Source organism: Eleftheria terrae (assembly GCF_030419005.1).
Lineage (GTDB): Bacteria > Pseudomonadota > Gammaproteobacteria > Burkholderiales > Burkholderiaceae_C > Caldimonas > Caldimonas terrae.
In genome coordinates, this window is the sequence record NZ_CP106951.1 from 1322482 (window position 1) to 1333727 (window position 11246).

Genomic DNA, 11246 nt, shown 5'->3' on the forward strand with positions numbered 1-11246 from the left:
CCTCCAGGCAGCGCCTTGCCGCCGGCAACCGGCCACGAGCGCAGCCCCAGCCGGCGGACGCTCGTCAGCGCTCCACCGCCCCCAGGTCGAGGGCACCGCCGGTGGCCGTGCGCGCCTTCGGCAGGAAGGCGGTGTCGAGCTGGAAGCCCACCGGGAAGGCACTGGCGCCCGCCGTCGGCGTGGCCTGTGCCGCATTGAGCACCGGGCTGTTGGCCAGCGGCACGAAGGTCTTCAGGTCAACCGGTGCCGTGGTGCCGGTGATCAGGTTCGACGCGCCGTTGAGCTTGCCGCCCACGGTGTGCCATGGGCCGGAGTCGCTCCAGCGGGCGTCGATCCAGTTGCGGTACAGGTTCACGATGCCGCCCGCCTTCGACGGATCGGCATACGCGCCTTCGTTGTCCTGCTTCTCGCGCATGCGCGGGTGGTCCACCGTGGGCGCGAACATGAACACGTTGTTCCAGACCTCGGCCTTCTCGTCGATGGTCGAGAGCTGGAAGATCACCGCATAGCCGTTGCCGCCGATGTGCACCGTGTTGTTGAAGAAGTACAGCGTCCCCTTGCGGTAGCTGGCTTCATTGCCGCCATGGTCGCCACCATAGTGGATGGTGGTGCCCTGCGTGCCGTCCTTGGTGATCTGGTTGCCATACACATAGGTATGACGATAGGTGGGGTCGTCCTTGACGGCCTTGAAGTAATCCTCGGCCTCCACCAGGTCCAGCGAATGGGCACCGCCTTCGATGCGGTTGTAGCGGATCACGACGCCCGCCGAGCGGTCCTTGATCGCATTGCCATAGGCGCCACTGCGCAGCGGGCCGTAGCGGTTGAACTCGTACACCACCCCCACGCTCTGGATGTAGGTGTTGTGCACCAGCTCGACCCCGGCCACGCCGTTGTCGTGGATGTAGTTGCCGGCGATGCGCAGGTTGCGGGTCACGGCGAAGTCGCCGTCTTCCTTCGAGTTGGTGAAGATGGCGTGGGTGCAGTCGTCGATCTCGTTGTTGGCGATCACCACGTTGTGGCCGCGCTCCACCCAGACGCAGGCACCGAACTCCACATAGTTGCGGCGCTGGCCGTGGGTGTCGGTGAACTGGTTCTTCGGATGCGCACCACGGATGCGCAGGCCGTCGATCTGGACAAACTTGGGATAGGCCTCCCAGGCTTCGGTCTGGAAGCGGTTGAGCACGATCACCGAGCGCGACTCATGCAGCTCGTGGCCATACGCAAGGCCGCGGCGAGCCACGGCGTCCTTGCCTTCGAGGACCGGCCGCTCGCCTTGCGGGCCCGGCACGCCGCACAGGCGCACCGGTGCATCGGCCCGGCCCTGCGCCGCGATGATGGCCTTGCCGTGGTAAGGCGCCGGACGATAGAAGACCCGCACCGTGTCGCCGGCAGCCAGCTTCTCCCAGGGCACCTGGTCGAGGTCGGCCAGCTGGCCGGCATAGGGCCCGACCTGGTAGTCCTTGCCCTTGCCGGACGGCTGGCAGGCGGTCAGCGACAGCTCCGGCGGCGCATTGCTCGGTGCAGGTGCCGGCGCAGGCGGCTTGGGGGTGGGCGCCGGAGGGGTCGGCGCCGGCGGTGTGGGCGCGGGAGGCGTCGGCGCCGGAGGCTTCGGCGTGGGTGCCGGGGGCGGCGGAGGCGGCGGCGGCTTCGGCGTCGCGGGCGGCTTGGGTGTCGGGGCGGGCGGGGTCGGCGCACCCGGGTCCGGCGTCGGCGCCGGGGAGCCCGGGCCGGAAGCGGCCGGCTCCGGCGCCGGTGGCACCACCTGGTTTGGCATGCCGCTGCCGTCATTGCCGGCGGACCCGTTGTCACTGCCACCGCCACCGCAAGCTGCCAATGCGGCAGTCACGCACAGCCAGGCCGAGAACACCCATTTACGTCGCTGCGCAAGGCTCATGCCTTTGCTCTCTTTCTTTTTTCTTCGGCACGGCGCGATGGCCGGTGCCCGATCGGAACGACAGTGCGTCGTTCCGCCCCCAACAACCTGCGGGCCGGGAGGTGCACAGCGATCCCGCAGCGCTCCGGCGGCGCCCGTCAGCGAGCCCTTCCCTCTACAGCTCAACCCTCTTCTCAGGTGCGCCAGCGTAAGCGGAAATACCTTTCGCGGTGTAATGTTTTGTTTCTCATCTGAAGTATCTGGCGCGCCGAGTGACAGATCACCGTTGTTCGAAGGCGCCGAGGTCATAGCCCTTGCCACGGCGTTGCCGCTCGACATAGCCGCCCTGCGGCGAATACTCGTAGCGCACCGCCAGGTTCTCCACCGCCACCGGGCCGCTGGCCGGCGGCGGCAAGGCGGTGGCCTTGTCGATCACCGGCGATCCTTCGCGCGGGCGCGCGTCGGCGTCCAGCCCCGGGTCGCGCCCCAGCACGAGGTAGCCGTTGCGCCGCAGCGCCACCGGCGACTTGCGGTCGCCCACCAGCCAGCCGCTGCTGATCCAGTTGGTGCCGGCCAGCTCGATGGTGCCGTTGTCGGTGCCGAGCCTCAGCTCGGCGGTGTTCCGGTTGACGATGACGTTGCCACGGGCCGAGACCGTCTGGCGCGCCTCGGGCATGTCGAACAGCGTCACGTACCAGAACTGCTTCTGCTGCTCCACATTGAGCAGCACCGTGTTGCCATAGAAGTGCAGCGTGCCGTGGCGGAAGGCATCCGGGCTGTTGTCACCGCCCCAGTGGATGAGCTTGACCGAGGACTGCCCCGGGTTGTTCCAGTCGCTGACGATGAGGTTGCCGAACACCCAGGCCTGGTGGTAGAGCGGGTCGTCGCTGACCTGCTTCACGCCGTCCTCGATCTCCACCAGATCGAGCGCGCGGGCGGCCGCCACGATGTGGTTGTAGCGCACCACCGTGCCGCTGGCGCGGTCCTTCAGCGAGGAGCCGAGCGCGCCCGGCACCAGCTGGCCGATGTAGTTGCCCTCGTAGAGGGTGCGCGCGGCCTGCACATACAGGTTGTGCTCCAGCCAGCTGCCGCTGTTGCCGTTGCCATGGATGCGGCTGCGACGCACCGTGATGTAGGCGCTGGCCTCGTCCACCGAGCGGCTGTTGATGAAGATGCCGTTGCCATTGCCGGTGATCTCGCAATTGTCGATCGTCAGGTGCTCGGCGACGATGGCATAGATGCCGGCCGCACCGCTGGCATAGCGGCCGGTCGAGCCGTCCTGCGCGGTGTAGCTGTTCTTCTTGTGCGCACCGGTGATCTTCAGGTTCTGGATCATCAGGTGCTTGGGCCGGTGGCCCCACTTGTCCTGCGGACCTCGGTACAGGAAGACGGTGCCGAGGAACTCGCTGTGCTCCTTGCTGAAGAACCTGGCCCGCGCAGCGTCGCGCGCCGTCACCGCCGATTCACCACTGATCTCCGGGCGCTCGCACTTGGCGTTGGTCACCCCGTTGATGATCACCGGTGCCTCCGGCCGGCCCTGGGCCCGCAAGGCGATCTTGCTGCGGTAGGGCTGCGGGCGCCAGTGGATGTTGACCACGTCCCCGGGACCGAGCTGCAACCACGGCACGTCCTCGAGTTCCGTGAAGGGCTTGCCCGGTCCGACGTCCATCGTGCGGCCGCCGGCACCCGCCTTCAGGGGCCCCGCACAGGCATCGCGCCGCACGGCGGGCAACGGCGGCGGCCACAGGGCCGCTGCGTTCTGGTCGAGCAGCAGTGTCGACGCTGGCGGCAGGCCCACCGGGCCGGCGGCATGGACAGCCAGCGACAGCAGCGCGCCGCCAAGCAGCGCCAGCAAGCTGGCAGGACGGGGTCGGTGAATCTGGCCGGACGGCGTCATCCCTGTCTCCCTGAGCATGGGGCGCCCATTGTGCGGTCTGGCGGGCCTGCAGGCGACCCGCACCCCCCGGATGAGCGGGCCGCAAGACCGCGCGGAGCCGCCCCCTTCCACTACAGTAACGGGCTCTTCTTTCACACCCCGGCCGGCCTTTTCTATGCGAGTGATGCACATCCTGGAGTCCCTGGATCACGGTGGACTGGAGCGCGTCGTCACCGACCTCGCCATTGCGCAGAAGCGCCATGGCCTCGATGTGTCGGTGCTGTGCCTGCACCGCACCGAAGGCTACAAGGCCGAGCTGCTGGACCACGGCCTCGACGTGATCGTCGCGGAGAAGTGCAAGCCCTTCGACATGCGGGCCCTGCGCTGCATCCGCCGCTCGGTCGCCGAGCGGCGGGTGGAGGTGGTGCATGCCCACAGCTTCGTGCCCAACTACTACGCCGCCGCCGCCATGTGCGGCATGAGCGGGCGGCCCACCCTGGTCGGCACCTGCCATGACATGGGCACCCGGCTGAACAACCGGCGCCTGAACCTCTTCTACGGCTGGTCGCTGCGCCGCACGGCCGGTGTGGCGATGGTGGGGCGCCAGGTGCATGACCGCTTCGTTGGCGACGGCATCGTGCCGGCGGCCAAGGCCACCACGGTGCTCAACGGCATCCCGGTGGACCGCTTCCTAGGTTCCGCCGAGCGGCGGGCCCAGGCGCGCCACGCGCTCGGCCTGGGCGCCGGCGAGCGGGTCATTGGCGCGGTGGGCCGCATGGTGGCGCTGAAGAACCAGCGCCTGCTGATCGAGCTGATGCCCACGCTTGTCGCCGAACACCCCAGCACCCGCCTGGTGCTGATCGGCTCCGGCCCGCTGGAGCAGGAGCTGCGCCACTGCGCCCGCCAGCTCGGCGTCACCGACCGCGTGCTGTTTGCCGGCCAGCGCTCCAACGTCGCCGACCTGACGCCGGCCTTCGACGTGTTTGCCATGCCGTCGCTGACCGAGGGTGTCTCCATCGCGCTGCTCGAAGCGTGCGCCACCGGGCTGGCGGTGGTCGCCACCCGGGTCGGCGGCAATCCCGAGATCGTCACTGACCGCGAGACCGGCCTGCTGGTGCCACCGGCCGACGGCCCCGCGCTGCACGCCGCCCTCAGCCGCCTGCTGGCCGATGCCGAGCTGCGTCGCCGGCTGGGCGAGCAAGCGGCGGCCTGGGTGCGCAGCCATGCGTCGGTCGACACCCTGCGTGCCGCCTACGACCGCTTCTATGCCAAGGCGGCCGGCCAGCCGCTGGGCGCTGCGCAAGCAGCCTGATCCCGAGGGCGCCGGCCGCGGGCGGGTGCACAGCCACCCGCCATCCATCGGCGGGCTCATGCGCCGATCCTGCTGCAGCCGCACTGCGTCTGCAGCACCCCAAGGTCAACCAGGCCCATGGGTGGGTGGGCGACCCGGAGGGTGTCGGCGTCCTGCCCCGCCCTCCCTTTGCCTGCCCTGCCCTGCCTTTACCTGCATTCCCTTGCATGCACTGCATGCATTGACCGGGCCGCAACCAGCGGCCCCGCCACCCGGGCCCGCTCAACCGAGCTGAGCGCGCCAGGCTTCGAAGGAGCGCCGCATGCCCTCAGCCGTCGAAACACGGGGCGTCCAGCCGATGCGCTTGAGCGCCGCATTGCTGTACTGCAGCGGCGTGAACATCGACCGCACGACATAGGGTGTGAAGACCGCCGGCAGCTGGCCCTTGGAGGCCTTGTGGTAGCGCAACAGCCAGCGCGCACCGAGTGCCAGCGCCCAGTGCGGCACCGGCAGCACCCGCATCTTCTGCACTGAACGGCAGTACTGGCGCAGGTAGCTGCGGCAGCTGGGCAGGTCGTCGTCCACCACGCTGAAGACGCTGCCCGGCGCGGCATGCAGCGTCGCCCGAGCCACCGCGTCGGCGCAGTTGTCGACATAGGTCAACGGCAGCAAGGCCTTGCCGCCCAGGCTGAAGAAGAAGCCCATCGCCTTCAGCCCGACGCGCGGCGACAGCGCGCCGCCACCGGGGCCATAGATGACACCCGGCCGCAGCACCACCGAGTCGAAGCCGTGCTCGCGCTGGAATTCGGCGAACAACTGCTCCTGCCGGGTCTTGGCATAGCCGTAAGGCCCCTTCTCGACGCCGACTTCCTCGGTGGGCGCGGTCTCGTCCAATGTGGCGCCGGCGGGCAGGTGCTCGGTGCGGAACACCGCAAACGAGCTGATCAGCACCACCCGGCGCACCCCCTGGGCAACCGCCGCTTCGAGCAGGTTGCGGGTGCCGATGACGGTGTTGGCGAACATGTCGGCCGCGGCCCCCCGCATGCCGGCCGCCGCATGCACGATGCAGTCGACGCCGCGCACCAGCTCGTCGAGGCTGCCACGGGCCAGCAGGTTGCCGGTGCCGATTTCGATGTGGGCCTCGGGGAAGTCGCGCTGCAGTGTGTCGAGCAGGCCACGCGGCGCGGTGTGGCGCACGTGCAGGCGCAGGTCACGCGCGCCTTCTGCCAGCAGGCTGCGGGCGATTTGCTTGCCGAGGAAACCGGCCGCGCCGGTGAGGAGGATCTTCATGCTGCGGCCCCGATGCCTTCGACGATCTGGTCGATCACCCGGCACACGCGGATGATCTGTTCCTGCGGCACCGGGTCGGCGCCCTTGCCTTCCACCGCGTCGTAGAAGCGGTCGAGCAGCACCCGCATGCACTGGAAGTAATGGAATTCATGACGCCGGAACTGCCCGGCATTGCGCCAGCCGTTCTTGAAGAACTGGCGGCCCTGGCTCCAGGGCACGAAGCTGCGGCCCAGTGCGCTGGGCTGGCTCTGGCGGGCGCTGCGCACCAGCGTGCGGCCGGCATAGTCCAGCTCCACCGTGTCGCGCGTGCCGACCACCCGCAGCGTGTGGGCCACTGGCCGGCCATGGGCGCTGACCAGCCCGGACACCGTCAGGTGGCCGCTGCGCAGCAGAAAGCGCAGCTCGTCGGGCATTGCGTCCACTCCCGGGTTGCCGGTGGGCTCACGGCGGCGGAAGGCGCAGACCTGGGTCTGCACCTCGTCGCCCAGGTGCGGCACCACCTTGGCCAGCACGTGGTCGAGCACGTTGTGGAAGAGCTTGCCGGGCAGGCGGTGCACCCAGTGGGCGGGGTCCGACATCACGGCCAGCCCGTAATCGCCCGCGAGGTTGTAGCCATAGGCGGTGTCCAGGTGCACCAGCTCGCCCAGGGCACCGGCATCCAGCAGGCGCTGCAGCTCCAGGCCCGGCCACTCGAAGTTGTAGAGGTAGTTGACGCCGACCTTGCGGCCGGCCTCGTTGGCGACGTCCACGATGGCTTGCGCCTGTGCCTCGGTGAGGGCGAAGGGCTTCTCCATGAAGACATGGCAGCCCGCCGCGAAGGCGATCTTCGCCAGCGCCAGGTGCGAGTCCGGCGGCGTGGCGATGTGCACCGCATCCAGCCGTTCGTTCTGCAGCATCTGCTGCAGGTCGGTGTAGCGCCCGGGGATGCCCAGGCGCACGGCCAGCTGTTCGGCCATCAAGGCCTCGCGGTCGCAGACCGCCACCACTTCAGCGCGGCCGATGGCCCGCAGCTGCTCCACATGGCCGTCGGCGATCTTGCCGCAGCCCACGATTCCGACCCGAAACACCTTGTGCTTCCTCCCCAATGTCTCTGAAAACTAGCGCTTGTCCGGTGGCGCCCGGCGTTCATCGGCTGCTGCGGCGCCACGACCCGCTGTAGCGGCCGGTGGCATATCGCAGCGAAGCGACGAGGAACGCCCAGTTCAAGGCGAACAGGAAAGCCGGCAGCCGCAGCAGCGAGGGCAGCTTGACCCCCCGCACGCTGCCGGCGAACAGGGCCGCCGCCGCCAGGTAGCCGCCCAGCTGCAGCAGCGCGAACACGCGCCAGCCCACCGAGTGGAGCCCCAGCCAGGCCGACCCCAGCAAGGCAAGCACCAGCAGGTGCGGTGCCACCCAGCGCAACACCTTGTGCGACAGGTAGGCGAAGGCGGTGGCCCAGGACGTGCGCAGCAGGTATTCCGGATGCCGGCACAGCGCCTGGAAATTGCCGATGCCGATGCGCACGCGGCGGCGGTACTCCTCGCCGATGGCCTCCGGCGTCGCTTCCTCGGCCCAGGCCGACGGCTCGTACACCAGCCGCTGGCCGGCCGCTGCCACGCTCATCGCCACGCAGAAGTCGTCGCAGATGGTGTCCGGCCGCAGCACCTTCCAGGCCGAGCGGCGGATCGCGTAGATGGCACCATTGGCACCCAGCAGGCCGCCGATGCGCGCCTCGAAGAACTTCAGGAACTGCTCGATGCGCCAGTAGAGGCTGTCCTGGTTGTCGCCGCTGCTGCCCTGCAGGCGCAGCTCGCCGCTGACGCCGCCCACCCGCGGATCTTCGAACGGCGCCACCAGCTTGCGCAGGGCACCTGGCTCGAAGAAGGTGTTGGCGTCCGAGAACACCAGCACCGGCTCCTGCGTGCGCGAAACGAGGTCGTTCAGCACACTGGCCTTGCCGCGGTTCTGCTCGAAGACGAAGGCCCGGATGCGCGCGTCCTGGCAAGCCGACAGGATGGCGCCCGTGGCGTCGCTGCTGCCGTCGGAGCCGATGTAGGCGCGCCAGCGGTCGGCCGGGTAGTCGAGTGCCAGCAGGTTGGCAATGCGCTCGCCAATGTGGCGCTCTTCGTTGAAGGCCGAGATGACGATGGCCACCTGCGGCAGCTCGGCTTGCTTCAGCGAGGCGCGCCGCTCGGTCTTGCGGAAGACGCGGGCGGCATCGCGCCGCCCCTGCACGGCGGCGCCCAGCACGAACAGCACCACCGGGTAGAAGAGGTAGGAATAGAGCACCGCCACCAGGCAGGCCACCACCAGCACCGCCACCATCAGCGGGCCCGCGGATCGAAGGGCGAGGCCATGGCCAGCTCAGCGCGGTGCATAGGCCGGCCGCGGCACGACATGGTCGCGGTAGTCATTGGGATCGCCCTGCAGGCCGGCCTCGGCCGCCTTGACGATGTTGTACATCTCGCGGGCGCTCACATAGTGCAGCTTCCATTCGCGGCCGTCGTTGTAGCGGCTTTCCAGGTGGCTGAAGGCCTTGTGCATCGGCTCGCCGAGCAGCGTGTCCATGTCGCGCTCCTGCGTGCCGTGGGTGTGCACCTTCACGAAGATCCAGTCCGGCTTGCCCTGCACGTGGATGCCGCAGTCGACCCACGCATCCACCCGCGCCGCGGTGGGCGGGTTGCTGGTGCGCACGTCGGCATTCTCGATGCGGGGCAGCAGGCCGAACTTGCGGTGCTTCCACATGAAGCCGAGCGGCCCCTGGATCAGCATCAGGTCGCCCACCGGCTGGCCACCCACCTTCACGCGCTCGCCCGTGTCGTGCGACTTGGGACGGTGGATGTCATCGCTCGCGTAGTAGATCTTGTTGATCGTGCTGGTCTGGCAGGGATCGGGTGCAGCCGGGTAGGTGTAGTCCACGTAGCAGCCCTCCTCGCGCAGCACCACCAGCTCGTTGTTGACCCCGCAGCCGCTGCCGTGTGGGTGGCAGTTGTCCAGCGCCCAGTTGCCGTGGATGAAGGCCCAGCGCGGCTGCCCGGTGGCGGGGTCGACCGGCAACGCATCGTGGCGGTCCACCAGCAGCCGGGTGAAGCGGCGCAGCTTCTCTCGCAGGCCGGCTTCGGTATCGTTGTCATGGTGCAGGTGGATCTCGATCTCGCCGATGCCCATGCGGCACATCTCCACCAGCGCGTCCAGGTGCTCGGGCCGGTACTCCTCCTCGGGGTAGAAGAAGCTGTGCACCGGCGGCCGGCCATCGCCGTCGCGGTGCAGCGCGCACAGGGCCGGATAGTCGCGCCGCCAGCGCGCCACGCGGGCGCATTCGACGTCGTAGCCCGGCTGCTGCCAGCCCGGCTCATAGTGGTCGACGAAGCAGAACATCAGGTGCTTCAGGCCGGGCGCCGGCGCCTCGGGCTTCCAGTCCTGCCGCAGGTAGCTGCGCAGCCACACCGAGATGTTCCGCTGGCGCAGGTAGGCCAACACCACGGCGGCCACGCCGGCCAGCAGTGCCAGGACAATCAGGAGCACGATGTTCATGTAGTGGTCGGTTCAGCAGAGAGGATGTGAAGGGCAATCGAAGCCGGCCGCCGCCGGGCCGGCTCAGCCGCCGGCATAGTGGATGCGCACGAAGGTGAAAACGGCCAGCACGGTGACCAGCATGGCCTTCCAGGTACTGCCGGCCCAGCCTTGCAGCGCCAGGTCACCGGCCGGCTGCAGACGGTGGCCGGCGCAATGCCAGACGGCGACGCACAGCCCCAGCAGGAAGAACAGCGTCGACTGGTAGGTGCGCGAGAGGAACCAGGCGCAAGCCAGGAAGCCCACCAGGGCCAGCCGCAGCAGCCGCGCCAGGCGATGCTCCTCGGTGTCCGCCGGCAGGCGCTGCAGCACCAGGCTCATGCCCTTGAACGCGATCACCAGCATGCCCATCCAGGTGAAGAAGCCGAGCAGCCCGGTCTCGGAGAAGCACAGCACGAAGGAGTTGTGCGCTGTCAGCTCATGGTGCTCGGTGAAGTTGCCGAAGCCCACCCCGAACAGCGGATGCGACTTGAACATGATGAGGCCGGTGCTCCAGGCCTCGATGCGCTCGCCGGCCGAGCCCTCCTTCGAGGAGATGGCGCGCTCGCCTCCCATGCTGGCCGCGATGGCCAGCAGCCCGAGCGTGCCGACCATGATCATGCTCTTGACCCGGCCGAGCCGGCCCTGCAGCCACATGGCGAACACCGCCCCCACGCCCAGCAGTGCGCCGCGCGACTGCGTGAGGTAGATGCTGTAGAGCAGCGCCGCGCTCGGCAGCAGCTGCAGCGCCAGCATGCGCCAGCGCCGCCCCGGTATCCAGACGGCCCACAGCAGCGGCAGGGTCGCCACCATGATCTGGGCGAAGTCGTTGGGGTCGTTCAAAAAGCCCAGCCAGCGCACCCGCCACATGTAGAGGCCCGACTGGTCCTGCGCCGGCACGGTGCTCTCGTCCGGCGTGGAGCCATCGCCGCGCTCGCCGCTGAAGCCGCCTTGCCGCAGCACCAGTTCGTCGGCCCGGTAGCCACTGTGGTACGAGTAGATCGATACACAGGCGGCGAAGACCATCGTGACCGCCAGGGCGATGCAGGTGGACCTCAGCCGCTGCACGGTGGTGACGTTCATGCACACCAGCACGAAGAGCAAGGCCGAGGTGCTGAACTGGCTGACCGCCTGCATCGCGCCACCGGCCCAGCCGTTGGCCACCTGCGAAAGCGCCAGGATCACCGTGAAGCTGCCCAGCAGCGCCATGTGCACGCCGCGCGCCGCGAACTCGCGCCGCGATACGCTGCGCCCCAGCGCCATCATGAAGGCCAGCAGCCAGAGCCAGAACATCGGCCGCAGCTCCGCCAGCCCGGGTGCGAGCAGCTCGATGGGCCGCAGGAAATTGCAGACCACATACAACAGGAAGACGGCGAAGCTCATGG

Annotated in this window: 8 protein-coding genes; 1 reads left to right on the top strand and 7 read right to left on the bottom strand. The window is 68.9% G+C overall.

Annotated elements, in window-relative coordinates; all coding sequences use genetic code 11:
- Nucleotides 1-64: 64 nt before the first annotated feature.
- Nucleotides 65-1894 (bottom strand): right-handed parallel beta-helix repeat-containing protein, encoded by a 1830-nt coding sequence (locus N7L95_RS05810; protein WP_301258872.1) that lies wholly within the window; start codon nt 1892-1894, stop codon nt 65-67.
- 259 nt (nt 1895-2153) lie between these two features.
- A complete protein-coding gene (locus N7L95_RS05815) occupies nt 2154-3770 on the bottom strand; it encodes a right-handed parallel beta-helix repeat-containing protein (RefSeq protein WP_301258873.1) in 1617 nt (538 codons plus the stop codon).
- A 154-nt stretch (nt 3771-3924) separates the two neighbouring features.
- Here N7L95_RS05815 and N7L95_RS05820 point away from each other — a divergent pair, with 154 nt between their 5' ends.
- A complete protein-coding gene (locus tag N7L95_RS05820) occupies nt 3925-5061 on the top strand; it encodes a glycosyltransferase (RefSeq protein ID WP_301258874.1) in 1137 nt (378 codons plus the stop codon).
- A gap of 261 nt (nt 5062-5322) precedes the next feature.
- Here the strand turns inward: N7L95_RS05820 and N7L95_RS05825 are convergent, their stop codons facing one another.
- The 5 genes from N7L95_RS05825 to N7L95_RS05845 form a co-directional block, all read right to left on the bottom strand.
- Entirely contained in the window at nt 5323-6330 is a 1008-nt protein-coding gene (locus N7L95_RS05825) for an NAD-dependent epimerase/dehydratase family protein (protein ID WP_301258875.1), read from the bottom strand.
- Nucleotides 6327-7397, bottom strand: a complete 1071-nt coding sequence (locus N7L95_RS05830) for a Gfo/Idh/MocA family protein (protein WP_301258876.1) — start codon at nt 7395-7397, stop codon at nt 6327-6329. Before N7L95_RS05830 ends, N7L95_RS05825 begins: the two co-directional genes overlap by 4 nt.
- Before the next feature lie 58 nt (nt 7398-7455).
- Nucleotides 7456-8634 carry a glycosyltransferase family 2 protein gene (locus N7L95_RS05835; RefSeq protein ID WP_301258877.1) on the bottom strand — a complete coding sequence of 393 codons (1179 nt, stop codon included), beginning with the start codon at nt 8632-8634 and terminating at the stop codon, nt 7456-7458.
- 39 nt (nt 8635-8673) lie between these two features.
- On the bottom strand, nt 8674-9843 hold the full coding sequence (locus tag N7L95_RS05840; RefSeq protein WP_301258878.1) for a hypothetical protein: 1170 nt from the start codon (nt 9841-9843) through the stop codon (nt 8674-8676).
- Between the two features lie 63 nt (nt 9844-9906).
- Nucleotides 9907-11244 (bottom strand): O-antigen ligase family protein, encoded by a 1338-nt coding sequence (locus N7L95_RS05845; protein WP_301258879.1) that lies wholly within the window; start codon nt 11242-11244, stop codon nt 9907-9909.
- Between the last annotated feature and the right edge of the window lie 2 nt (nt 11245-11246).